The 23,940-nt window shown below is 70.7% G+C and carries 21 protein-coding genes; 11 read left to right on the forward strand and 10 right to left on the reverse strand.

Annotated features, from left to right (window positions below; genetic code table 11):
* Positions 1 to 1,218, reverse strand: a complete 1,218-nt coding sequence (gene coaE, locus KZJ41_RS15765) for a dephospho-CoA kinase (RefSeq protein WP_065923460.1) — start codon at positions 1,216 to 1,218, stop codon at positions 1 to 3.
* A gap of 216 nt (positions 1,219 to 1,434) precedes the next feature.
* Here coaE and KZJ41_RS15770 point away from each other — a divergent pair, with 216 nt between their 5' ends.
* Positions 1,435 to 1,650 (forward strand): hypothetical protein, encoded by a 216-nt coding sequence (locus tag KZJ41_RS15770; RefSeq protein ID WP_006948069.1) that lies wholly within the window; start codon positions 1,435 to 1,437, stop codon positions 1,648 to 1,650.
* Positions 1,651 to 1,819: 169 nt separating this feature from the next.
* On the opposite strand, the gene rpsA is transcribed toward KZJ41_RS15770, so the two are convergent.
* Complete coding sequence (gene rpsA / locus KZJ41_RS15775; protein WP_029543987.1) at positions 1,820 to 3,283, reverse strand: 30S ribosomal protein S1; 1,464 nt, start codon at positions 3,281 to 3,283, stop codon at positions 1,820 to 1,822.
* Between the two features lie 221 nt (positions 3,284 to 3,504).
* Here rpsA and KZJ41_RS15780 point away from each other — a divergent pair, with 221 nt between their 5' ends.
* The 3 genes from KZJ41_RS15780 (at position 3,505) to KZJ41_RS15790 (ending at position 8,023) form a co-directional block, all read left to right on the forward strand.
* A complete protein-coding gene (locus tag KZJ41_RS15780; RefSeq protein ID WP_065922521.1) occupies positions 3,505 to 4,353 on the forward strand; it encodes a class I SAM-dependent methyltransferase in 849 nt (282 codons plus the stop codon).
* 159 nt (positions 4,354 to 4,512) lie between these two features.
* Entirely contained in the window at positions 4,513 to 5,130 is a 618-nt protein-coding gene (locus tag KZJ41_RS15785; protein ID WP_256997143.1) for a TMEM175 family protein, read from the forward strand.
* 97 nt (positions 5,131 to 5,227) lie between these two features.
* A complete protein-coding gene (locus KZJ41_RS15790) occupies positions 5,228 to 8,023 on the forward strand; it encodes an AMP-binding protein (RefSeq protein WP_065922520.1) in 2,796 nt (931 codons plus the stop codon).
* 12 nt (positions 8,024 to 8,035) lie between these two features.
* On the opposite strand, the gene KZJ41_RS15795 is transcribed toward KZJ41_RS15790, so the two are convergent.
* The 5 genes from KZJ41_RS15795 to KZJ41_RS15815 all read right to left on the reverse strand — a co-directional run bounded on the left by KZJ41_RS15795 (position 8,036) and on the right by KZJ41_RS15815 (position 12,264).
* The gene (locus KZJ41_RS15795) at positions 8,036 to 8,797 is read right to left on the reverse strand and encodes an amino acid ABC transporter ATP-binding protein (protein ID WP_006941148.1); all 762 of its coding nucleotides are present in this window, start codon (positions 8,795 to 8,797) and stop codon (positions 8,036 to 8,038) included.
* Complete coding sequence (locus tag KZJ41_RS15800) at positions 8,794 to 9,780, reverse strand: amino acid ABC transporter permease (RefSeq protein WP_006941147.1); 987 nt, start codon at positions 9,778 to 9,780, stop codon at positions 8,794 to 8,796. Before KZJ41_RS15800 ends, KZJ41_RS15795 begins: the two co-directional genes overlap by 4 nt.
* A 14-nt stretch (positions 9,781 to 9,794) precedes the next feature.
* A complete protein-coding gene (locus KZJ41_RS15805) occupies positions 9,795 to 10,658 on the reverse strand; it encodes an ABC transporter substrate-binding protein (protein ID WP_065923458.1) in 864 nt (287 codons plus the stop codon).
* A gap of 132 nt (positions 10,659 to 10,790) precedes the next feature.
* Complete coding sequence (locus KZJ41_RS15810; protein WP_065922519.1) at positions 10,791 to 11,120, reverse strand: antibiotic biosynthesis monooxygenase; 330 nt, start codon at positions 11,118 to 11,120, stop codon at positions 10,791 to 10,793.
* A gap of 49 nt (positions 11,121 to 11,169) precedes the next feature.
* Positions 11,170 to 12,264 carry an isocitrate/isopropylmalate dehydrogenase family protein gene (locus KZJ41_RS15815; protein WP_006941144.1) on the reverse strand — a complete coding sequence of 365 codons (1,095 nt, stop codon included), beginning with the start codon at positions 12,262 to 12,264 and terminating at the stop codon, positions 11,170 to 11,172.
* 19 nt (positions 12,265 to 12,283) lie between these two features.
* Here KZJ41_RS15815 and KZJ41_RS15820 point away from each other — a divergent pair, with 19 nt between their 5' ends.
* The 3 genes from KZJ41_RS15820 to trxA all read left to right on the forward strand — a co-directional run bounded on the left by KZJ41_RS15820 (position 12,284) and on the right by trxA (position 14,560).
* Positions 12,284 to 12,802 (forward strand): 2'-5' RNA ligase family protein, encoded by a 519-nt coding sequence (locus KZJ41_RS15820; protein WP_029544002.1) that lies wholly within the window; start codon positions 12,284 to 12,286, stop codon positions 12,800 to 12,802.
* A gap of 238 nt (positions 12,803 to 13,040) precedes the next feature.
* Complete coding sequence (locus tag KZJ41_RS15825) at positions 13,041 to 14,048, forward strand: GlxA family transcriptional regulator (RefSeq protein ID WP_029544004.1); 1,008 nt, start codon at positions 13,041 to 13,043, stop codon at positions 14,046 to 14,048.
* 140 nt (positions 14,049 to 14,188) lie between these two features.
* Positions 14,189 to 14,560: a thioredoxin gene (trxA, locus tag KZJ41_RS15830; protein WP_006941139.1), complete on the forward strand. Its 372-nt coding sequence runs from the start codon at positions 14,189 to 14,191 to the stop codon at positions 14,558 to 14,560.
* A 65-nt stretch (positions 14,561 to 14,625) separates the two neighbouring features.
* Here the strand turns inward: trxA and polA are convergent, their stop codons facing one another.
* Positions 14,626 to 17,352 carry a DNA polymerase I gene (gene polA / locus KZJ41_RS15835; protein WP_065922518.1) on the reverse strand — a complete coding sequence of 909 codons (2,727 nt, stop codon included), beginning with the start codon at positions 17,350 to 17,352 and terminating at the stop codon, positions 14,626 to 14,628.
* A 260-nt stretch (positions 17,353 to 17,612) separates the two neighbouring features.
* Here polA and KZJ41_RS15840 point away from each other — a divergent pair, with 260 nt between their 5' ends.
* Genes KZJ41_RS15840 through KZJ41_RS15855 form a run of 4 tightly spaced genes read left to right on the forward strand, consistent with a single transcriptional unit; the run spans position 17,613 to position 21,748 of the window.
* Entirely contained in the window at positions 17,613 to 18,899 is a 1,287-nt protein-coding gene (locus KZJ41_RS15840; protein ID WP_206530975.1) for a branched-chain amino acid ABC transporter permease, read from the forward strand.
* 5 nt (positions 18,900 to 18,904) lie between these two features.
* Positions 18,905 to 19,894: a branched-chain amino acid ABC transporter permease gene (locus KZJ41_RS15845; RefSeq protein ID WP_029544009.1), complete on the forward strand. Its 990-nt coding sequence runs from the start codon at positions 18,905 to 18,907 to the stop codon at positions 19,892 to 19,894.
* Complete coding sequence (locus KZJ41_RS15850; protein WP_065922517.1) at positions 19,887 to 20,927, forward strand: ABC transporter ATP-binding protein; 1,041 nt, start codon at positions 19,887 to 19,889, stop codon at positions 20,925 to 20,927. Before KZJ41_RS15845 ends, KZJ41_RS15850 begins: the two co-directional genes overlap by 8 nt.
* Before the next feature lie 29 nt (positions 20,928 to 20,956).
* On the forward strand, positions 20,957 to 21,748 hold the full coding sequence (locus KZJ41_RS15855) for an ABC transporter ATP-binding protein (RefSeq protein WP_037201731.1): 792 nt from the start codon (positions 20,957 to 20,959) through the stop codon (positions 21,746 to 21,748).
* 62 nt (positions 21,749 to 21,810) lie between these two features.
* On the opposite strand, the gene KZJ41_RS15860 is transcribed toward KZJ41_RS15855, so the two are convergent.
* The gene (locus KZJ41_RS15860) at positions 21,811 to 23,136 is read right to left on the reverse strand and encodes an ABC transporter substrate-binding protein (protein ID WP_029544011.1); all 1,326 of its coding nucleotides are present in this window, start codon (positions 23,134 to 23,136) and stop codon (positions 21,811 to 21,813) included.
* Between the two features lie 154 nt (positions 23,137 to 23,290).
* On the reverse strand, positions 23,291 to 23,905 hold the full coding sequence (locus KZJ41_RS15865; protein ID WP_006941125.1) for an ANTAR domain-containing response regulator: 615 nt from the start codon (positions 23,903 to 23,905) through the stop codon (positions 23,291 to 23,293).
* Positions 23,906 to 23,940 lie beyond the last annotated feature (35 nt).

Here is a 23,940-nt window from a genome sequence, read left to right on the forward strand (position 1 = left end):
TCAGGCCGACCAGCCGGTCTTCTCTGCCCACTCCCAGGCACGCGTGTAGGCGCCGTCGAACCAGGGGGCCTTCTCCCCGGCGTAGACGGCGGCGGCCTCGGCCGGGTCGTGCCGGGCGGCCGCGTCACGGGCCGCGGCCTGCTTGATCTCGGCGAATTCGGCGACGGCCTCGGGGTTCGCGCGCAACCAGTCCCGCAGCAGCAGGGCGAACTGCTGGCCGGGCCAGCCCTGCACCCGCAGATGCACGTACGCGGGCCGACCGGGGTCGGCGCTGCCGTGCAGGCGCGCGCCCCACACGGCCGGGTCGGTCTCGCCGCCGGCACCGTACGACGGCCGCGGGTCGTCGTGGTCGACGTGGGCGATGCGGGGGAATCCGGCGCCGGCGAGGGGGTCCTCGAGTGCGTCCGCCGCGGCGAGGTCCGGCACGGTGATCTGGAGGTCGAGCACATCGACGGCGGCCAGCCCGGGCACGGCGGTCGAGCCGATGTGGTCGATCCGCACGGCGCCGCCCCCGGCGGCGAGCGCGAGCCGGCCGATCAGCCGCTGCGCCTGCCGGTGCCAGTCCGGATTCGGGTCGCGGAGCACCGGCGCCGGCTGCACGGGGGTGCGGCTGCGCAGGTTCGCCTCGAACGGCACGAGCCGCTCGGTCCACAGGGCGCGCACGGCCGCCGCGAGGGCGTCCCGGTCGCCGTTGTTGTCCAGCCAGACGTCCGCGGCCGCGCGGCGCTGTTCGTCGGTGGCCTGGGCGGCGATGCGGGCACGCGCGTCGCCCTCGGGCATCGCACGCAGTTCGACCAGGCGGCGCAGGCGCTCGCCGGCGTCGGTGTGCACCACGGCGACGAGATGGAACGCGGGCGCCATGCCGCCCTCGACGAGGAGCGGGATGTCCTGGACGACGATGGCGTCGGCGGGTGCGGCGGCGACCAGTTCGGCGGTGCGCGCCCCCACCCGGGGATGGGTGATCGCGTTGAGCACCGCCCGCGCCTCGTCGCTGGCAAAGGCCTTGGCGGCCAACGCCGGTCGGTTCAGGGATCCGTCCGGCAGCAGGATGTCGTCACCGAAGGCCGCGGCGAGTTCGGCCAGGCCCTCGCTGCCCGGCGCGACGACTTCGCGGGCGATGGTGTCCGCGTCGACGAGCACCGCCCCCAGCGCGACGAGTTCGTGGGAGACGGTGGATTTGCCCGCTCCGATGCCTCCGGTCAGTCCGAGTCTCAGCACGTCGAACAGTGTCGCATCACCGATCCGGGTGCCGGACACCGGCCGGTCGTCACACTGCAGTCACAACGGGGTCACGGACTGGTCGCGACCTGGGATTTCGTCGGCAACACGCCCATCTCACCCGCCTCGCCTGCCCCAGTATCATCGGCGCGTCGGATATCGTCGGACCGAGCGTCCGACCATCGTCATTACCCGCCCCACTCGAAAAGGCACCGCATGCGATCCTCCCCTCAGCTGCCCGGTCGGCATCGCCTCGGCATGGAGAACGGTGTTCACTGCATCCTCATCCCCGAGGTCGCCGCCGCGCTCGCCGAGCACCGGCGTAACTGGTTCACCATGCTGCTCAGCAACGCCCGCCACAGCCAGGCGGCGATCCGCAAGCGCGCCGCCGAACTGCCGGCCCAGTGGGCCAGCACCCCGGCGGTGAGCTGAGCACCTCCGGCATCCGGTCGGCGCGACGCCGAAGGCCGCGGCCCCGCGCCTCGAGGAGCGGGGCCGCGGCCTTTTCCGGGGGGACCAGCGTCCGGTGCAGGCTGTCTGCCGGCGCGGAAAACGCGAGGGGCCCCGCACCGGCAGGTGCGGGGCCCCTCGCTCGAACGTGTCAGGCGTTGCCGGACAGCTTCTCGCGCAGCGCGGCGAGCTGCGCGTCGCTGGCCAGCGAACCACCGGTCGACTCGGCGGTGCCGGTCTCGGCACCCGTCTCCGACGAGTAGTTGGTGCCGGAGACACCCGCGGCAGCCTCGGCGGCCTCGTCGGCAGCCATCTTCTCGATCTGCGCGGTGTGCATCTTGTGGCGACGCTCGGCCTCCGCGTAGCGGGACTCCCACTCCTCACGCTGCTTCTCGAAGCCCTCGAGCCATTCGTTGGTCTCGGGGTCGAAGCCCTCGGGGAAGATGTAGTTGCCCTGCTCGTCGTAGCTGTCGGCCATGCCGTACTTCGACGGGTCGAACTCGGCGTTGTAGTCCTCGTTCGCCTGCTTCAGCGACAGCGAGATGCGGCGACGCTCCAGGTCGATGTCGATGACCTTGACCATCGCGTCGTCGCCCACGGCCACGACCTGGTCCGGAACCTCCACGTGGCGCTCGGCCAGCTCGGAGATGTGCACCAGGCCCTCGATGCCCTCCTCGACGCGGACGAACGCGCCGAACGGAACGAGCTTGGTGACCTTGCCCGGGACGATCTGACCGATCGCGTGGGTCCGGGCGAACTGACGCCACGGGTCTTCCTGGGTGGCCTTGAGCGAGAGCGACACGCGCTCCCGGTCGAGATCGACGTCGAGAACCTCGACCGTGACCTCGTTGCCGACCTCGACGACCTCGGACGGGTGGTCGATGTGCTTCCAGGACAGCTCGGAGACGTGCACCAGACCGTCGACCCCGCCCAGATCGACGAACGCGCCGAAGTTGACGATGGAGGACACGACGCCCTTGCGGACCTGGCCCTTCTGGAGCTGGTGCAGGAACTCGCTGCGGACCTCGGACTGGGTCTGCTCGAGCCAGGCGCGACGCGACAGGACCACGTTGTTGCGGTTCTTGTCGAGCTCGATGATCTTGGCCTCGATCTCCTTGCCGACGTACGGCTGCAGATCGCGGACGCGGCGCATCTCGACGAGCGACGCGGGCAGGAAGCCACGCAGGCCGATGTCGAGGATCAGGCCGCCCTTGACGACCTCGATGACGGTGCCCTTGACGGCCTCGTCCTTCTCCTTGAGCTCCTCGATCGTGCCCCACGCGCGCTCGTACTGCGCACGCTTCTTCGACAGGATCAGGCGGCCTTCCTTGTCCTCCTTGGTGAGAACCAGGGCCTCGACCTCGTCGCCGACGGAGACGACCTCGTTGGGGTCGACGTCGTGCTTGATGGAGAGCTCGCGGGACGGGATGACGCCTTCGGTCTTGTAACCGATGTCGAGCAGCACCTCGTCGCGATCAACCTTGACGATGGTGCCTTCCACGATGTCGCCATCGTTGAAGTACTTGATCGTGGCGTCGATGGCGGCGAGGAAATCCTCGGCGGAGCCGATGTCGTTGACGGCTACCTGCGGCGAGGTGACGGTGGTGGAGGGCATGTGTTGAGTTGCTCCGGACGGGTTGGTGTCGGTTGATGAAGTTCGGTCGGACAAGCGGACCGCGCGCCGCGCGAACGCCACGCACACTCCGCCGCGGGCGCCCGCGCCGGATCCTTATCGGGCCACGGGCGGACACTCGCGATCATCAGGCTACGCGTCCCGGTGCTAGCTGGGCAAACCCGGCCCGGGCGCGGCGGGCCCGCGGCTCTACGCTGAACGACATGTCCGACGACCGTCACGCCCACGCCCAGTCCGTCCTGGGAGCCACCCGCGCAGGTCGGGCCCGCCTCGGCACGCGGGACAGTGAGCGCGCGAGCCGCACCTGGTGGGACGCCGACGCCGCGGACTACCACCGCACCCACGGCGAGTTCCTCGGCGTGGACTCGGCGGAGGGCGAGTTCGTATGGTGCCCGGAGGGGCTGCACGAGGGCGACGTGCACCTGCTCGGCGACGTCGCCGGCAAGGACGTCCTCGAGCTCGGCTGCGGGTCGGCGCCGTGCGCCCGCTGGCTCGCGGGCCGGGGCGCCCGGGCGGTGGGTCTGGACATCTCCATGGGGATGCTCGCGCGCGGGCTGACCGCGATGGACCGCGGCGGGCCGCGGGTACCGCTCGTGCAGGCCGGCGCGGAGGACCTGCCCTTCCCGGACGCGAGCTTCGACATCGCGTGCTCGGCGTTCGGGGCGGTACCGTTCGTCGCCGACTCGGCGCGGGTCATGCGGGAGGTCGCGCGGGTGCTGCGCCCGGGCGGGATCTGGGTGTTCGCGGTCAACCACCCGATCCGCTGGATCTTCCCGGACGACCCCGGTGAGCGGGGACTGACCGCGATGCTGCCGTACTTCGACCGCACCCCGTACGTGGAGGTCGACGAGGCCGGCGTCCCCACCTACGTCGAGCATCACCGCACCGTCGGGGATCGGGTCCGAGAACTCGTCGCGGCCGGCCTCGAGGTACGCGACATCGTCGAACCCGAATGGCCGGAGGGGCTCGACCGCGAGTGGGGCCAGTGGAGCCCGCTGCGCGGGGAACTGTTCCCCGGCACCGCGATCTTCTGCAGCCGTAAACCGGACTGACCCGCCCGCGACCGCCCGCCCGGCCGATCACCCGTCCGGCCGATGCCCGGTCCCCGCCTGTGTCATGGTCGTGGGGTGACGCCCGCCGAGGACGACTCCGGCGCACCGCGAGCGCCCCGCGCCGATCACCGCGACCCGCCGCGGCACGGCGGCCGGTAGCTGCCCACCACGCGGCTCGACGCGTTCTCCGACGGCGTCTTCGCGATCGTGATCACCCTGCTCGTCCTCGAACTGGACGTACCCGACTCCGCAGCCCGGCTGCTCGAGGACCTGCGCGCCGAGTGGCCCTCCTTCCTGGGATACCTGGTCAGCTTCGCCTTCATCGGTGGTGTGTGGGTCGCCCGCAGCAACCTCACCCGGTTGCTGCGGGCGACCGACGGGGTCTTCCTGCGCCTGAATCTGCTGCGGTTGCTGTTCGTGACCGTCCTGCCGTTCACCACCAGCCTGATGGCGACCCACCTGTCCGACGCGGCGCGAAGGTCGGCCACGGTGGCGTTCGGCCTGAACCTGGCCCTGGCGATACTCATGAGCAACGTGCTGATCGCCTACGCCGTGCGCAACGCCGACCTGACCGACGAGGCGGGCCGGGCCGAACTGCCGGCGCTGGCCCGGGAACGATGGTCGGTGGCGGTACTCATGGCCGCATCGACCCTCCTGGCGGCGTTCCTGCCGCAGCTCGCGGTGGCGTTCTACCTCGCGGTGGCGGTGCTTCTGCTCGTCGAGCCGTTCCGGCTTCTCCGGGTGCCCCGGCACCGAGCAGGCACCGGGTCCGCGTGAACCGGCACCCGGGGGCCTTCGGCCCTTCTGGTCGCCGGAGCGGCCGCCTATGTTGGGCAGCAGGACGACCCGTCCCTCCCACAGACGGGAGACGACCGTGAGCGAGCCTGCGACCCCGGGGCAGGACGATGCCCTGCTGCTCTCGGTGGTCCGGGATCTGGTGGCCGAGAGGTACACGGTCGATCGCGCGGCCGGCACACGGCTCGACAGCGTCTTCGATCGTGATCTCGGGCTCGACAGTCTCGCGGTCACCGAGCTGATCTCCCGCGTCGAGGATGCGTTCGGGGTGAGCCTGGATCATGGGGTGCTCGGCACCGTGACCACCCCGCGTCAGCTGCTGACGGCGGTGCACCACGCACCCGCGCGGGAGCGCCGCCGGCCGGTGCCCGCGCGACGGGCGGCGCCCCCATGCACCGACCGGACGCCGGACGCGACCGCGACCCTGACCGAGGCGCTCTCGTGGCACGCCCGCACCCATCCGGATCGGGTCCACCTGCGCATTCTCACCGAGGGACACCAGAGCGAGATCAGCTACGGCGAGCTGCATTCCGCGGCTGCCACGGTGTCCGCCGCGCTGCTCGCCCACGATCTCCGGCCCGGTGACGCGGTCGGCCTCATGCTTCCCACCAGCCGGGACTACTTCACCACGTTCACCGGCGTGCTCCTGGCCGGGGGCGTCCCGGTACCGGTCTATCCGCCGGCGCGTCCCTCCCAGCTCGCCGAGCACCTCCGTCGGCAGGTGCACATTCTCGACAACGCACGGACCCGTGTGCTGGTCACCGACCCGGAGGCCGCCCGCCTGGCCCGGTTGACGCGCGGCCAGGTGGAGACGGTGCGCCACGTCCTGACCCCGGGCGACCTGGCCGGCTGCGGGGAGGCGACCGGCGGACCGCGCGGCGCCGGCGACATCGCCCTGTTGCAGTACACCTCCGGCAGCACCGGCGACCCCAAGGGCGTGACCCTGACCCACGCGAATCTGCTCGCCAACATCCGTGCGATGGGCAAGGCAGCCGAGGTCTCCACCTCCGACGTCTTCGTCAGCTGGCTGCCGCTCTACCACGACATGGGCCTGATCGGCGCCTGGTTGTCCGGCCTGTACTTCGGGGTGCCGCTGGCGGTGATGTCCCCGCTGGAGTTCCTCGCCCGCCCGGCGCAGTGGCTGTGGGCGATCCACACCCACCGCGGCACCCTGTCGGCGGCTCCGAACTTCGCCTACGAGTTGTGCCTGCGCCGAATCGCCGACGCCGACGTCGAGGGGCTCGACCTCGGCTCGCTGCGCATGCTGTTCAACGGCGCCGAAGCCGTGAACGCGGACACCGTGATCCGGTTCGGCGAGCGGTTCGCCGCCTACGGACTCCGCCGCGAGTCCCTGGCCCCGGTCTACGGGCTGGCCGAAGCATGTGTCGGCCTCACCTTCCCGCCCGTGGGACGGGGACCGGTGATCGATTCGGTCGCCCGCGAACGTTTCCTGCGCACCGGCCGGGCGGCCCCCGCCACCGACGAGGACCCGAACCCGCTGCGCTTCGTCGCCTGCGGCCGGCCGATCCCGGATCACCGGATCCGGGTGGTCGACTCGGCTGCGAACGTGCTCGGCGACCGGCGCGAGGGCCGGATCGAGTTCCGCGGCCCCTCGGCCACCGCGGGGTACTTCCGCAACCCGCAGGCGACCAAGGCGCTGTCCCGGCACGGCTGGCTCGACACCGGCGACCTCGGCTATCTCGACGACGGCGAACTCTACGTCACCGGCCGCATCAAGGACCTCGTCATCCGCGCGGGCCGCAACCTGCACCCGGAGGAGCTCGAGCGGGCGGTGGGCGAGATCCCGGGACTCCGGAAGGGCTGCGTGGCGGTCTTCGCGACCTCCGCGCAGACCGCCGGCACCGAACGCCTGGTCGTGCTGGCCGAGACGCGCGAGACCGAGACAGCCACCCTGGACCGGCTCCGGGAGCGCATCGTCGGGGTCTCCGTGGATCTGCTCGGAACACCGCCGGACGACATCGTGCTCGCCCCACCCGGAACGGTGCGCAAGACCTCGAGCGGCAAGATCCGGCGTTCCGCCACCCGGCAACGCTACGAGCAGGGCGACGTGCGGGCCCGTCCCCGGCCGGTGTGGTGGCAGCTGACCCGCTTCGCGGTCCGCGGCGCGATCCCGAGCCTGCGGCGGGCGGCGCAGCTCGTCCGGACCGGTGCGTTCGCCCTGTGGTGCTGGTCGATGGTCCTCGCGGTCGGCCTGCCGACCCTGATCGCCATGGCGGTGCTGCCCCGCCTCCCGGCGCGCCGCGCGGCCGCGCGCAGGGCCGCCCGCGGTCTCGCCCGCCTGACCCGCACCCCGGTGACCGCGCAAGGGGCCGAGCATCTCGTGCGGCTGCCGAACTGCGTAGTGGTCGCCAACCACGCCAGCTTCCTCGACGGCATCGCGTTGTCGACGATCCTGCCGGGCCGCTACACGTTCGTGGCCGGGGAGGTCTTCGAGCGCAAGCCGTTCATCGGTTTCCTCCTGCGGCGGATCGGTACGCGGTTCGTCGAACGGACCGAACGTGAGCAGAGCGTGGCCGACGCCGATCGGCTGGTCGAGGAGGCACGCGCCGGGGGCCGCCTGGTGGTGTTCCCCGAAGGCGCGCTGTCGCCGGTGCCCGGGCTCCGGTCCTTCCACCTGGGTGCGTTCGTGATCGCCGCACGGGCGGGTCTTCCGGTGGTCCCCGTCGCGATCACCGGCACCCGCGCGATGATGTGGCCCGATCACGGCAGGATCATCCACCGCGGAGCGATCCACCTCGTCGTCGGCGAGCCGATCCTCCCGTCCGGAGACGGCTGGGACGCGGCCGTCGCGCTGGAGCGCGCAGCGCGGGCCGTGATCGCCGAACACTGCGGAGAGCCCGACAGCGGCCGCTGAGGGGCCCGACCGCTAGAGCAGCTTGGACAGGAACGACTGGGTTCGTTCGTGCTGCGGATTGCGCAGCAGTTCCCTGGGAGCACCGGCTTCGACGACCACGCCGCCGTCCATGAACACCAGTTGGTCGGCGACCTCGCGGGCGAAGCCCATCTCGTGGGTGACCACCATCATCGTCATCCCGCCGGCGGCGAGGTCCCGCATCACCGCGAGAACCTCGCCGACGAGCTCGGGGTCCAGGGCGGAGGTGGGCTCGTCGAAGAGCATGAGCTTCGGCTCCATGGCCAGGGCGCGGGCGATGGCCACGCGCTGCTGCTGGCCGCCGGAGAGCTGGGCCGGGTAGGCGTCGGCCTTGGCCGCGAGCCCGACCTTGTCGAGCAGTTCCCGCCCCAGCGCGACGGCGTCGGCGCGGCGCATCTTCTTCACCAGCATCGGCGCCTCGATGACGTTCTCGAGGGCCGTGCGGTGCGGGAACAGGTTGAAGTGCTGGAACACCATGCCGATCTCGCGGCGCTGCTTGGCCGCCGCCCGCGGGCTCAGCTCGTAGAGCTTGCCCCCGCGTTCGGCGTAGCCGACGAAATGGCCGTCGACGTGCAGGCGGCCGGCGTCGATGTTCTCGAGGTGGTTGATGCAGCGCAGGAAGGTGGACTTACCGGAGCCGGAGGGCCCGATCAGGCATGCCACGGTGCCGTCGGGCACGTCGAGCGACATGCCGTTGAGCACCCGCAGGGCACCGTAGCTCTTGTAGACCCGGTCGGCCTGGACCATCGGTGTCATCGGCGTTCTCCTCCGGGGATGTCGGGTGCCTGCGCCGCGCCGGGCTCGACGGGGACGGGCTTGCCCTGCGCGTCGGCGAGAGCCTGCAACTGCCGCGCGGTGAGCTGGCGGCTCAGGCCCTTCGAGTAGTGCCGTTCCAGGAAGTACTGGCCCACCATGAGCAGGCTCGTGATGGCCAGGTACCACGTGGCGGCGACCAGCAGCAGCGGGATGGGCTGGAAGTTGGCGCCGGAGATGTCCCGGGCGCGGCCGTAGAGCTCGAGGCTGTACGGCACCGCCGCGACCAGCGAGGTGGTCTTGAGCATGCTGATGAGCTCGTTGCCCGTCGGCGGAATGATCACCCGCATCGCCTGCGGCAGGACGGTGCGGCGGATGGTCTGCGACCACGACATGCCGAGCGCCACCGAGGCCTCCGTCTGGCCTTCGGGGACCGAGCCGATCCCGGCGCGCACGATCTCGGCCATGTAGGCGGCCTCGTTCAGCCCGAGGCCGATCACGGCGAACAGGAAGGCGGCGTTGATGCCCTGCAGGTCGATGTGCACGAACTGGTGCACGAACGGGATGCCGAGGTCGAGCTGCTTGTAGATCGAGGGGAACAGACCCCAGAACACCAGCTGCACGTAGACGGGGGTGCCGCGGAAGATCCACAGATACACCCACGAGACGGTCTTGAGCACCGGGTTCGGTGACAGGCGCATGACCGCGAGGAGCACGCCGAGGAGCACGGCGAGCAGCATCGCCAGCACGGTCAGCTGCACGGTCTTCCAGGCCGCCTCGGTGATGCGGCGGTCGAACAGGTACTGCGCGTACACGTCCCAGCGGTACGCCTCGTTGGTGGCGGCGCCGTAGAGGAACAGCGCCAGCAGCACGGCGACGACGATGCCGGCGATCCAGCGGCCGGGCCGGCGCAGCGGCACGGCCTTGATGGTTTCCGGTTCGGTCTGCGGTTCCGGTCCGGTGACGGATGTCGAGCGGTCGCTCATCGCACCCCTTTCGCTCAGCTCGTCGCCGCGTTGATCTGCGCGGTGTCGATGGTTCCTTCTTCCATGCCCCACCGCTGCGCGATGCGCGCGTAGACGCCGGAGTCGATGAGGTGCTGCATCGCCTGCTGCAGCACGGGTCCGAGGGGCGAGCCCTTCGCGACGACGAAGCCGTAGGGGGCGGCGTCGAACACGGCTCCGGCGGTTTCGAGCCGGCCGTCGCTACGGGCGATTGCGTACGCGGTGATCGGCGAGTCGGCCGAGAGGGCGTCGACACGGCCGAGGATGAGGGCGTTGGTGGCCTCGTCCTGGCTGTCGTACTTGACCTTGTCGATCGGCGGTTTGCCGGCGGCGACGCACGCCTCGCTCTTGGCGGGCACCTCGTCGATGTCCTCGTAGGTGGTGGTCTGCACCGCGACCCGCAACCCGCAGGCGTTGTCGGGGTCGACGTCGTCGCCGACGCGCTGGGCCCATTGCACGCCGGCGCTGTAGTAGGTGACGAAGTCGACGGACTGTTCGCGTTCCTCGGTGTCGGTGAACGACGACGAACCCATGTCGAACGTGCCGGCCTGGACTGCGGGGATGATGCGGTCGAAGTCGGATTCGCTGAACACCGGACGGACGCTGAGGACGTCGCCGAGGGCGTCGACGAGTTCGACCGCGAAACCGACGATGCGCCCGTCGTCGTCCTTGAACTCGTTCGGGGCGTACGGCACGTTGACGCCCACCTTCAGCTCGCCGGTCGCCGCGACGGGCGCCGGCAGCTGGTCGGCGATCGCCTCGACCCGTTCGGCGCCGACCGGTTCGCCGGGCGGCACGGTCGACTCGGTGTTGACGACGCAGCCGGACAGGACCGCGGCCGTCAGCAACGTCCCGAGCAGCCCCGCGACGAGGCGTCGGCGGCCGGTCGGTCCGGTAGGTGCTGGTTCGTCCACAACCGCACAGTATCCATCGGCGGGCCCGGATTACGGAATCCGCGCCGGACGGCCCTCGGTGTCGACGGCCGCACCTGCCTACCGGTCGCCGGCGGCGACCGGTACGTAGTTGCCGAGGTCGGCGACGACGCCGAGCTCGAGCCGGAACGCGGCCGGGTCGAACCCCCGGCGTGCGTGGCTCTCCTGCAGGGCCGCCCGGGCCCGCTGCAGTGCCGAGTGGTCCGCCCAGCGCACCACGGTGACGATGTTGTATTCGCTCGGGCCGGAGCACAGTTCGACGACGTCGTCGCCGTGGAACCCGGGCTGGGTACGCAGCTCGCGGTGCGTCTCGTGGACCGCGGCGAGGAAGGTCTCCCGTGCGGCCGCGGGCACGGAGAACTTGTCGATGCGCAGGATCTCGGTCGTCATGGCGGCCACGGTAGGACCTCGAGCCGACTCGAGGTCAAGAGCTGCGAGCTCAGCGGCGACGAGTGCGGGCGACGACGGCCTCGGTGAATTCGGCGGTCGAAGCGAGGCCGCCGAGATCCGCGGTGGCCACGCCCGCCTCGACGGTCGCGTCGACGGCGTGCTCGATCCGGCGGGCCGCGGCGGCGAACTCCGGCAGGTCGTGGGCGGTGCCGAGCCGGTCGAGGAGCATCGCGGCGGACAGGATCAGTGCCGTGGGATTGGCGCGGTTGCGGCCGGCGATGTCCGGGGCGGCGCCGTGTGCGGCCTGCGCCATGGCCTGGGTGTCGGATGCGTTGATCGACGCCGCGGTGCCGAGCGAGCCGGACAGTTCGCCCGCGAGGTCGGAGAGGATGTCGCCGAACATGTTCTCGGTGACGACGACGTCGTAGTCGGCACCGTGGCGGACGAGGTGGGCGGCCATGGCGTCGACGTGCTCGTCGTCCACCGTCACCGACGGATACTGTGCGCCGATCTCGCGGCAGACGTCCCGGAACAGGCCGGTGGTCAGGGACAGGACGTTGGCCTTGTGCACGATCGTGACGCGGCGGCGGCGACGGGTGGCGAGCCGGAAGGCCGTGTGGGCGATGCGTTCGCAGGCCGCCCGGGTGACGACGCCGACGGCGAGCGCGACGTCGGGGGTGGGCATGAATTCGCCGCTGCCGACGACCATGTTGCGGTCCGCGTAGAGCCCTTCGGTGTTCTCCCGCACGATGACGAGATCCATGCGCGGGGACACGGCGCGGACACCGGGCAGGGCGCGGGCGGGACGGATGTTGGCGTACAGATCGAACCGCTTGCGGATCTGTCCGCCCGGGGTGAGCTGCGCGCGGAACGGGTCGGGATAGGCGGCGCTGTCGTGCGGTCCGAGGATCCACGAGTTCAGGCCCGCGAGTGCGTCGAGGGTGGATTCGGGGGTGGGTGTGCCGTGGGTGGCGATCGCATCGGCGCCGAGCGGCAGCGGCACCCAGTCGATCTCCGGGCCGTGCACGGCGGCGACGGCGGCGTCGACCACCCGGCGGGCGGCCGGGACGATCTCGTGACCGATCCCGTCTCCTTCGAGCAGTCCGATGCGGTGCGGGGCGGGGATTGCGACGGCGTCGGTCATGCGGCAATCATTACCCACCATGGTGCAGTCGGTGGAACTGCTCCTCGACGACCGTCTGGATCAGGCGGTCCGCGAGGAATGGTCGCGGTTGCTGGACGTGGGACTGTCCAGTCAGGCCCGCAATCGGTCCGAGTCGAACCGCCCGCACATCACGCTCGCGGTCGCCGCGTCGATTCCGCCGGGCGTGGAAGGGGCGATGCGGGAGCAGATCACGGGCGAGCCGTTGCCGGTGCGGCTCGGGGGGATGGTGCTGTTCGGCTCGCGTACCGCGACGGTGGCGCGGCTGGTGGTGCCCACGGCCGAACTGCTCGAGCTGCAACGGATGGTGTTCGCGCTGATCGACGGTTGTCCGGGTGTCCCGGCGCACATCCGGCCCGGCGAGTGGACCCCGCACGTGACCCTGGCCCGCCGGGTGCCGCCCGGCCGGCTCGGATCGGCGCTGACGGCGACCCGAGCGGGCACCCGGGAGCTGACGGGCGTGTCGGCCGGCATCCGGCGGTGGGACGGCGAGGCGCGACGCGAGTGGCGGGTGGTGTGACGCCGCGCCGCCGCGGCCCGGTGCCGGGTCAGACGCGGTAGTCGCCGAACTGGGTTTCCTCGCGGTGGGTATCGGGCGTCCGGCCGGCCAGCGCCAGGGCGTCGAGCGCCACGAACACGACGAGGACGAACAGGAGGACGGTCATGGTCTCAGCCTGGTCCCCGGACCGACCCGCCGACAGCGGCAGAAACGACACGTATCGTCGATTTCCGGCCAACCTGGTGGCAGACTGGGCGGCATGCTGACGACGGTGGTCGTGCCGCTGCTGCCCCGCACCGAGGCCTTCGAACTCGGCGTCGCCTGCGAGGTGTTCGGCTTCGACCGATCCGACGACGGGCTGCCCGTGTACGACTTCAGCCTCGTCGCGGGCAGCCCCCGCCCGGTCACCACCCGGTTCGGGTACACGATCGACGTCCCCTACGATCTCGATCGCCTCGACGACGCGGATCTGATCGTGATTCCCGCCGGCGGCACCGGAATCGCCGACCTGGACGAGTCGTTCGTGTGCGGCGTCGCCGACGAGATCGCCGACCTGCAGCCGCTGTTCGCCAAGCTGCGGGCGGCGGTGGACCGTGGCACGCGGGTCGCGAGCCTGTGCACGGGAGCGTTCGTGCTGGGCGCCGCCGGCCTGCTCGACGATCGCCGCTGCACCACCCACTGGCGCCACGCCCCGCGGCTGGCCGAACGCTTCCCGGCCGCGAAGGTCGATCCGGACGTGCTCTACGTCGACGACGACCCGGTGTTCACGAGTGCCGGCACCGCCGCCGGAATCGACCTGTGCCTGCACATCGTCCGCAAGGAACAGGGCTCCGACGTGGCCAACGGCATCGCGCGCCGGATGGTGGTCCCGCCGCACCGCGACGGCGGGCAGGCCCAGTACGTCGCCATGCCGCTGCCCACGGCACCCGCCGAGACACTCGCACCCCTGCTCGACTGGATGACCGAGCACCTCGACGAGGATCTGCCCGTGGCGGCGCTCGCCGCGAAGGCGCACATGTCCGCGCGGACCTTCGCGCGGCGGTTCCTGGCCGAGACCGGGACGACGCCCGCCCGCTGGCTGCGCGATCAACGGGTCCTCGCGGCCCAACGGTTGCTCGAGACCACCGACCTGCCCGTCGACGTCATCGCCGACCGCGTCGGCTTCGGGACGGCCGCGGTCCTGCGGCAGCACTTCCTGCGCCTGCGCCGCACCACCCCGCACAGCTACCGTCGCACCTTCCGCACCGAACCCGCCCGCGTGCGGTGACCCACCGGGTGCCCACGGACGCGCTCGGAGCCGGCGCAGCAGGTATCGACGGGGGTATCGACGGGCAGAACGGGTACCCGCGGGAAGAAACGGTCGCGACACGACGTTGACGCGATCAGTACCCGACCGAAAGGATCCCCGTGGCCACCCAGACTCTCACGCAGCAGAACTTCGACGACATCATCACCGGTAACGACGTGGTTCTCGTCGACTTCTGGGCATCGTGGTGCGGGCCGTGCCGCTCCTTCGCCCCCACCTTCGAGTCGTCGTCGGAAAAGCATCCGGATGTCGTGCACGCCAAGGTGGACACCGAGGCCGAACAGGGCATCGCGGCGGCGGCGAACATCCGGTCCATCCCGACGATCATGGCGTTCCGCGAAGGCGTCCTCGTGTTCAACCAGGCCGGCGCCCTGCCCCCGGCCGCGCTCGAGGACCTCGTGACCCAGGTCAAGGCCCTCGACATGGATGAGGTGCGCCGCCAGATCGCCGAACAGAACCAGAAGCAGGGCTGAGCGACCCCGGGTGCGCACGTCCCGCCGCGACAGGGCGACGGGACGTGCGCACCGCCGTGTCGGGGTCAGTGCGCGGCGGCGTCCCAGCTGCGCCCGAAGCCGACCGAGACGTCCAGCGGAACCGACAGGTCGATGACCGAGGCCATCTTGTCCCGCACCAGCTGCTGCACCTGTTCGCGCTCGTCGGCGGTCACCTCGAGCACCAGTTCGTCGTGCACCTGCAGGAGCATGCGCGACCGCAACCCGGCCCCGCGCAGCGCCGCCTGCACGTCGATCATCGCGACCTTGATGATGTCGGCGGCGGTGCCCTGGATCGGGGCGTTGAGCGCGGCCCGCTCGGCGACCTCCCGGCGCTGACGGTTGTCGCTGTTCAGGTCCGGCAGGTAGCGCCTGCGGCCGTAGAGGGTGGAGGTGTAGCCGTCCTTGCGGGCCTGCTCGACGACGGCGTGCAGGTAGTCGCGCACGCCGCCGAAGCGGTTGAAGTAGGCCTCCATCTGTTCGCGGGCCTCTTCGGTGGAGATCTTCAGCTGCTGCGCCAGCCCGTACGCGCTGAGCCCGTAGGCCAGCCCGTACGACATCGCCTTGACCCGTCGCCGCAGCTCCGGAGTGACCTCCTCGATCGGCACCCCGAACGCCCGGGAACCGACGAAGCTGTGCAGGTCCTCGCCGGTGTTGAACGCCTCGATCAGGCCCTCGTCGCCGGAGAGGTGCGCCATGATCCGCATCTCGATCTGGCTGTAGTCCGCGGTGAGCAGCAGGTCGTAGCCGGGGCCGACGACGAACGCGTCGCGGATGTGCCGGCCCGCCTCCGTGCGCACCGGGATGTTCTGCAGGTTCGGCTCGGTCGAGGACAACCGGCCGGTGGCGGCCACGGTCTGGTTGAAGGTGGTGTGGATCCGGCCGTCGTCGGCGATGGACTTGACCAGGCCGTCGACCGTGGTCTTCATCTTCATCGCTTCCCGGTGCGCGAGCAGGTGCTCGAGGAACGGGTGCCCGGTCTGCTCGAACAGATTCTGCAGCGCCTCGGCGTCGGTGGTGTAGCCGGTCTTGGTCTTCTTCGTCTTCGGCATCCCCAGCTCGTCGAACAACACCACCTGCAGTTGCTTCGGTGAGCCGAGGTTGATCTGCTTGCCGATCACGTCGTAGGCGGCCGACGCCGCGGCGGCGACGTCCGCGGCGAAGCCGGACTGCAGGTCGTCCAACCGTCCGGCCTCGACCGCGATTCCGGTCGTCTCGAGGTCGGCGAGCACACCCAGCAGGGGCAGTTCCATGTCGGTCAGCAGGGCGGTGGACTCGATCCCCTCGAGCTCGGTGTCCAGGGCCGCGGCGAGGTCCACCACCGCCCGGGCCCGCAGAATCGCCGCCTCCGCGGCCTTCGCGTCGGCGGCGTCGGCGTCGTCGAGCAGCGAGAGCTGCTGCTCCCCCGACTCCTCCACCCGAAGCTCCCGCTTGAGGTAGCGCAGGGACAGGTCGTCGAGGTTGAAGGTGCGCTGACCGGGACGCACGAGGTAGGCGGCGAGGGCGGTGTCGCTGGTGACCCCGGCCAGCGTCCACCCGCGGCCCCGCAGTGCGTGCAGGGCCGCCTTCGCCTCGTGCAGCGCCTTGGGCACGGCCGCGTCGGCCAGCCAGGCGGCGAGCGCCGCCTCGTCCTCGGGCGTGAGGGTGGTGGTGCTCACGTACGCGCCCTCACCGTCGGCCGCGGCGATCGCCACGGCCGTGGCGTCGCCGCCGTACGGGATGCAGGAACCGAGCACCGCCATGCCGTGCCGCACGCCCGGCACGGCGTGCGCGGCGAGCCATCCGGCGAGCGTGCCCGGCTCGAGCACGCCGCCGCGCACCTCGAAGCCCTCCTCGGCCTCCGGCTCGACCGAGCTGAGGGTCGCGAACAGCCGGTCGCGCAGCACCTTGAACTCGAGGTCGTCGAACAGCCGGTGGATGCGGTCACGGTCCCAGGGGGTCAGGGCCAGCTGATCGGGGGTGTAGGGCAGGGCCATGTCCCGCACCATCTCAGTGAGCTGACGGTTGAGCAGCACGCTGGACAGGTGTGCGCGCAGGGCGTCACCGGTCTTCCCGCGGACCTCGTCGACGCGGTCGACGAGCTCGGTGAGGCTGCCGAACTCGCGGATCCATTTGGCGGCGGTCTTCTCCCCCACCCCCGGGATCGAGGGCAGGTTGTCGCTCGGATCCCCGCGCAGCGCCGCGAAGTCGGGGTACTGCTGCGGGGTCAGGCCGTACTTCTCCTCCACCGCCCCGGGCGTGAACCGGGTCAGGTCCGACACCCCGCGCCGAGGATAGAGGACGGTCACGTCGTCGGTGACCAACTGCAGCGAGTCCCGGTCGCCGGTGACGACGAGCACCCGGTACCCCTGGGCGGCGGCCTGCGTGGCCAGGGTCGCGATGATGTCGTCGGCCTCGTAGCCGGGCTCGGCCATCACCGGGATGCCCAGCGCCTCGAGCACGTCCTTGGTGATGTCGACCTGACCGCGGAACTCGTCGGGCGCCGAGCTGCGATTGGCCTTGTACTCGGGGTACGCCGCCGCCCGGAACGTGTCGCGGTTGACGTCGAAGGCCGCGGCGACGTGGGTGGGCTGCTCGTCGCGCAGCAGGTTGATGAGCATGGAGGTGAACCCGTACACCGCGTTGGTGGTCTGGCCGCTGTGGGTCTTGAAGTTCTCCGCCGGCAGGGCGTAGAACGCGCGGAACGCCAGGGAATGCCCGTCGAGCAGCAACAGGGTCGGTCGGTCGCCGGCGGTGGCGGCGGCGGGCGCGGAGGAGGTGGATGCACGAGTCACGGTTCCTCAGTCTAGGGACCGGCTCGGACAACCCGGGCCCCTCCGCGACCGTGCGCTCGGCGCGGCACCCGAAACAGAACAGATACGCGGCGGAAATCGCAGAGCCCCGTGGAAAGCGGTTGCAGCCGCTAAAGTCCGGTTCCACGACGCCGGTCCCCCGGCGCCGCGCTCGACGACCCGACGTGATCCGGAGGACCTGCGTGGCCCCATCCGTGCCGCTCCGGGGGCGACCACCGATACCTCGGCTCGCCCCGACGCTCCTGCTCCTGCTCGTCGCACTCGCGCTCGCCGGTGTCGGAGCCGGGGCGGCCTCCGCGCAGGAACCCACCCCACCCCCGGCGCCGACCACCACCGCGCCGCAGCCGAGCGAGGAGGTGCGGGTCAGCGGCAGTCTCAACAACGCCGGGCAGCGCCTCGGCGGGGTCACGGTCCGGGCCCGCGACGCCGCGGGCGCCGAGGTCGCCCGGGCCACCTCGGCGCCCGACGGGCGCTGGCAGATGACCGTACCCCCCGGCACCTACACGTTCGAGGTGGACGAGCAGTCCCTTCCCGAGGGGGTGAGCGTGCAGGCCGCCGTGCAGCGCGACGTCGCCGCCGGCCGGGCGAACACGGTCATCTTCTCGTTCGGCGAGTCGCGGTCCGGGTTCGCCACCTCGGGGTGGGAGACGCTGATCCGCACCGTCGTCGACGGACTGCGGTTCGGCCTCGTGATCGCGATCGCCGGGGTCGGGCTGAGCCTGATCTTCGGAACCACCGGCCTGACGAACTTCGCGCACGGCGAGCTCGTGACCCTCGGCGCGGTGGCCGCGTGGATCTTCAACGTCAGCCTGGGTATCCAGTTGATCCCCGCGACGCTGCTCGCGATCGTGGTGGGCATCGTCATCGGCCTGCTCAACAACGGGCTGATCTGGGCGCCCCTGCGGCGCCGGCGCACCGGCCTCATCGCACAGCTGGTCGTGTCCATCGGCCTGGCGATCTCGCTGCGCTACCTGATCCTCGCGCTGTTCTCCGACCGGGCCGAGGCGTTCGCCGACTATCAGGGCCAGCGCCAGCTGGAATGGGGTCCGATCGCGATCACCCCGGTGAACCTGGCCTGCATCGTGGTCAGCCTCGTCGTGCTGGTCGGGGTGGCCCTGCTCATCCAGCGCACCCGCATCGGCAAGGCGATGCGGGCGGTGGCCGACAACCGGGATCTGGCGGCCGCCTCCGGCATCGACGTCGAACGCGTCGTCCGGTTCGTGTGGGCCCTCGGCGGTGGGCTGGCCGCCCTGGGCGGCGTGCTCTTCGGCCTGTCCGAGCTCGGGGGCCGCGTGCAGTGGGAGATGGGTTTCAAGCTGCTGCTGCTGATGTTCGCCGGGATCACCCTCGGCGGCCTCGGCACCGCGTACGGGGCGTTGCTCGGCTGCGTCATCGTGGGCCTGCTGGTGCAGTTGTCGACGCTGGTCATCAACCCCGACCTGAAGTACATCGGCGGCCTGCTCGTGCTGATCCTCATCCTCGTCGTCCGGCCCCAGGGCATCCTGGGCAGCCGGGCAAGGGTCGGGTGACCGCCGTGGACATCGCTGCCGTTCTCCAGGTTTCCTTCGCCCAGTTGATCGGGCCGTCGGCGATCTTCTACGCGCTGCTGGCCATCGGGCTGAACCTGCACTTCGGGTACGCCGGACTGCTCAACTTCGGCCAGATCGGGTTCGCCCTGCTCGGCGGGTACGGCGTCGGGATCATGACCGTCACCTACGACCAGCCGCTGTGGCTCGGCATCCTCGTGGGCCTGGCCGCCTCGGCCCTGCTGGCCCTGGTGCTGGGCATCCCCACGCTGCGGCTGCGCGCCGACTACCTCGCCATCGTCACCATCGCCGCCTCCGAGATCCTGCGGCTGGTGTTCCGGTCCACCGCCTCGGATCCGGTGACCGGCTCGACGAACGGCCTGTTCGGGTTCGCCGGGCCGTTCACGCAGCTCAGCCCGTTCGACTCCGGGCGGCAGTACTCGCTGCTCGGGATGCGGTTCTACGGCGACGACCTGTGGGCGATGGTCGTGGGCTGGACCCTGGTGCTGCTGCTGTGCGGGCTGGTGTATCTGCTCAGCCACAGCCCGTGGGGCCGGGTCCTCAAGGCCGTCCGCGAGGACGAGGACGCCGCCCGATCGCTCGGCAAGAACGTGTTCGTGTACAAGATGCAGGCGCTGGTGCTCGGCGGCATGATCGGCGGGCTCGGCGGCGTCTTCAACGCGCTGCAGACCAAGTCGATCAACCCCGACTTCTACTCCACCGCGCAGACGTTCTTCGCCTTCGGCGCCCTGATCCTCGGTGGCGCCGCCACCGTGTTCGGTCCCGTGCTCGGCGCGATGCTGTTCTGGTTCCTGCTCACCGTTCCCGATGCCCTGCTACGCCAGTCCATCTCGGGCCCGGACCCGCTGCTGGCCCTGTCCGAGCAGCAGGTCGGGGCGATGCGCTACATCCTCCTCGGTGTGCTCATCGCAGTCATGATGGTGTTCCGGCCCCAGGGCATCCTCGGCAACAAGCGGGAGGTGCAGCTCGATGCCTGACGCGACCCTCTCCGCGGCGCAGCGCTCCGCGCTGTTCGACTCCGTGGCACGCGAGCCCGGCGCGGCCAAACCGGATCCGATCCTCGTGGTGGACGGGCTCTCCCGCACCTTCGGCGGCCTCAGAGCGGTCGACGTGGCGCACCTCGAGATTCAGCGGGGGTGCATCACCGGGCTGATCGGGCCGAACGGCGCAGGCAAGACCACGCTGTTCAACCTGCTCACCGGCTTCGACCGCCCCGACACGGGGACCTGGAGCATGGACGGAATGCCGCTCGGCGGCCTGCACCCGCACCAGCTGGCGCGCCGCGGGATCGTGCGGACGTTCCAGCTGACCAAGGCGCTGTCGAAGATGACGGTGCTCGACAACGTGCGGCTCGGCGCGACGGGCCAGCGCGGGGAACGGATGCTCGGTGCGCTGCTGCCGTGGATGTGGCACCGGCAGGAACGCGCCGTCACCGAGCGGGCTCGCGAACTGCTGGCGCGGTTCGCCCTGGACGCGAAGGCCGACGACCTGGCCGGCTCCCTGTCCGGCGGGCAGCGCAAGCTCCTCGAGATGGCGCGGGCCCTGATGACCGAGCCGACGGTGGTGATGCTCGACGAGCCGATGGCCGGAGTCAATCCCGCGCTGACGCAGAGCCTCCTCGGGCACATCAAGGCCCTGCGCGACGACGGGATGACCGTCGTGTTCGTCGAACACGACATGGACGTCATCCGCGACATCTCCGACTGGGTGGTGGTGATGGCCCAGGGCTCGGTGATCGCCGAGGCCCCGCCGGACCAGCTGTCCTCGAGTCCGGCCGTCGTCGACGCCTACCTGGGCAGCCACCACGACCAGGCGCTCGAGTTCGACGACGAGGGCAACCCCGTCGGCGCCACGGCCGCGCTCGCCGTGGCGATCGAGGAGGCCGAGGCCCACACCCTCGAGTCCGGCGGCGACCTGTCCGAACCGAGCGCCACCGTCCTCGCCGACATGCCCGGCGCGGCCGGGCAGCCCGAGACCGGTACCGAGCCTCCGACGCAGGAGAAGCCGTGAGCGAGACGCCCTCCCCCAGCCCGGCGCAGATGACCGCGGCCGAGCGCGCGGCCACTCCCGAGGAGCACGCCCGTCTCGCCGAGGGGGCGCTGGTGCGCGCCGACGACATCGTCGCCGGGTACTTCCCCGGTGTCGACATCCTGCGCGGCTGCAACTTCTTCCTCCGCGACGGCGAGATCGTCGGCATCATCGGACCCAACGGCGCCGGCAAGTCGACCCTGCTCAAGGCGCTGTTCGGGTTGATCCCGGTGCGCCGCGGCACGGTGACGCTGCGCGGCGACGACATCACCGCCGCGCCCGCGCACGTACTGGTGCGCAAGGGTCTCGGCTACGTGCCGCAGACCCGTAACGTGTTCCCGTCACTGACCATCGAGGAGAACCTCGAGATGGGAATCTACTTGCGGCCCAAGAAGTTCGAGGAACGTTTCGCGTTCGTCGCGGAGCTGTTCCCGCTCCTCGGTGAGCGCCGCAAGGTCAAGGCCGGTGCCCTGTCCGGCGGTGAGCGGCAGATGGTGGCGATGGGCCGGGCGCTGATGATGGATCCGTCCGTGCTGCTGCTCGACGAGCCGTCGGCGGGCCTGTCGCCGATGTTCCAGGACGAGGTGTTCATCCGCTGCAAGAAGATCAACGCCGCGGGGGTGTCGATCATCATGGTCGAGCAGAACGCGCGACGGTGCCTGCAGATCTGCGACCGCGGCTACGTGCTCGACCAGGGCCGCAACGCGTATACCGACACCGGGCCGAATCTCATGCACGACCCGAAGGTCGTCGAGCTGTACCTCGGGACGCTCGCGGGCAGCCAGGAGAAGAAGCGCAGCTGACGGGTGGACGACGGACGGGGCCGGGAACCGATCGGTTCCCGGCCCCGTCCGCGGGGTCGTCGCTACTCACCGACCACGATGTAGTCCTCGGTGGTGAGCCTGTTGTCCGGCCCGAACACCAGGTGCCCGTAGGACCCGATGCCGGGCTCGCCGGCGTCGGTGAAGTTGAGCCGGCCGGTGACACCGTCGTAGTCGATGTCCTGGCCCCCGCGCAGCAGATCCAGGCACTGCTGGTAGCTGGTGCACGTCGTGCCGTCCTTGGTGACGCTGTTGATGTTCGCGGCGATGTCCACCCCGGCGGTGGAGCCGGCCTGTTCCGCGGCGAGCGCCGAGATCACCACGGCGTCGTACGATTCGCCGGCATAGTTGAAGTCGATCAGCGCGGGATCGATGGCCTTGAGCCGATTCTGGAAGTCCGGGCCGACGTCCGTGAGCGGAGTGGTGCCGCGCATCGTGTCGACCAGCCCGGGCGCGACGGCCTCACCGAGGGCGTTGCCCATGTTTCCGTCCACGCCGTAGACGAGCATGCCGTCGGACGGCCCGATACCCACCTCGTGCATGCGGGTGAGGATCTTCGCGGACTCCTCGAACCCGATGATCGCCACGGCGTCGGGGCCGAAGTTCTTGATCTGGTCGACCTCGGCGTTGAACGACTGCGCGTTGGGGTCGTAGATGATCTTCTGGACCTGGTCCTCCGGCACGCCGGCCTCGACGAGGTTGTTCTGGGTGTTGGTGGCCAGGCCGGTGCCGTACGGGTCGTTGAGCGCGATGATCGACACCCGCTGGGCACCGTCGTCCGAGATCAGCTGCGCCAGGGCCTGCGCCTGCAGCACGTCGGTGGGGGCGGTGCGGAAGTACAGCCCCTTGTCGGGATAGCAGACGAACTGGTCGGAGGTGTTCGCCGGCGAGAACATCACCACCCCGGCGCTGGCGATCTTGTCGAGCACCTTCAGCGACACCGACGACGAGGCCGCCCCCACGATCACCTGCGTTCCCGCCGCGAGTTCCCGGTCCACCGTGGAGTTCGCGGTGTCGGTCGTGGTGTCGCCCGAGTCGCCGGTGATCAGCTCCACCGGCTGGCTCAGCACACCGCCGGCGGCGTTCACGTCGTCCACCGCGAGCCGCACCGCCGCCACCTCCGGGGGCCCGAGGAAGGCGAGGCTGCCGGTCTCGGGAAGCAGGGTGCCGATCTTCAGCGGGGTCGTCACCGGCGTGGCACCGGCGGTCGCCTGCGCGGGTTCGCAGTCGGTGGTCACGGTCGTCGCGGACGCCGCGCTGTCACCGGAACCGCCCGCGGCGGAATCGTCGCTGTCCGAGCTACAACCCGCGAGGGCGAGAGACGCTGCTCCGAACACCGCAGCGGCGCGGACGAAGGTCCGTCTGGCCATCCAACTCTCCTTCGATCGGCATGCACACCGTCCCGGATGCGTCACCGGGACGTGGCCAGAAACCTATCCGTCCCGCGCCGTCCGTGAACCCGGGCGAAATCCTTGTGACGCGACCGTTATCGAAGAATTAACGCCGGTGTGACGGGGAGCTCCGTCATCCCGCCGCGGCACCACCCAGCGTCTCGATGACCACCTCGGCGACGTGCTTCATCGTGGTGCGCCGATCCATTGCCGCCCGCTGGATCCAGCGGAACGCCTCCGGCTCCGTCATCGCATGCTTGTCCATGAGCAGGCCCTTGGCTCGGTCGACGAGCTTGCGGGTCTCGAACCGCTCGGTCAGCCCCGCCACCTCGCGCTCGAGTTCACGGATCTCCGCGAACCGGCTCGCCGCCACTTCGATGGCCGGAACGAGATCGGACTTGGAGAACGGCTTGACGAGATACGCCATGGCGCCGGCGTCCCGGGCACGTTCGACAAGCTCGCGCTGACTGAACGCCGTGAGGATGACCACAGGCGCGATGCGGCGGGCGGCGATCTCCGAGGCGGCGTCGATGCCGTCGCGCCGGGGCATCTTCACGTCCATGATGACCAGGTCGGGCTTCAGCTCCTCCGCCAGCTCGACCGCCCGCTGCCCGTCGCCGGCCTCACCGACGACCTCGTAGCCTTCCTCGCGGAGCATCTCCACCAGATCGAGCCTGATCAGCGCCTCGTCCTCGGCCACTACGACGCGCCGCGGCTGAGCGGGATTCTCGTGCGGGGCGGCTGTCATCGTCGGCCATCTCCTGTCGCTCGGGCGGCCCCCGC

The organism is Rhodococcus sp. 11-3, from assembly GCF_023704055.1.
Taxonomy (GTDB): Bacteria; Actinomycetota; Actinomycetes; order Mycobacteriales; family Mycobacteriaceae; genus Rhodococcus; species Rhodococcus aetherivorans.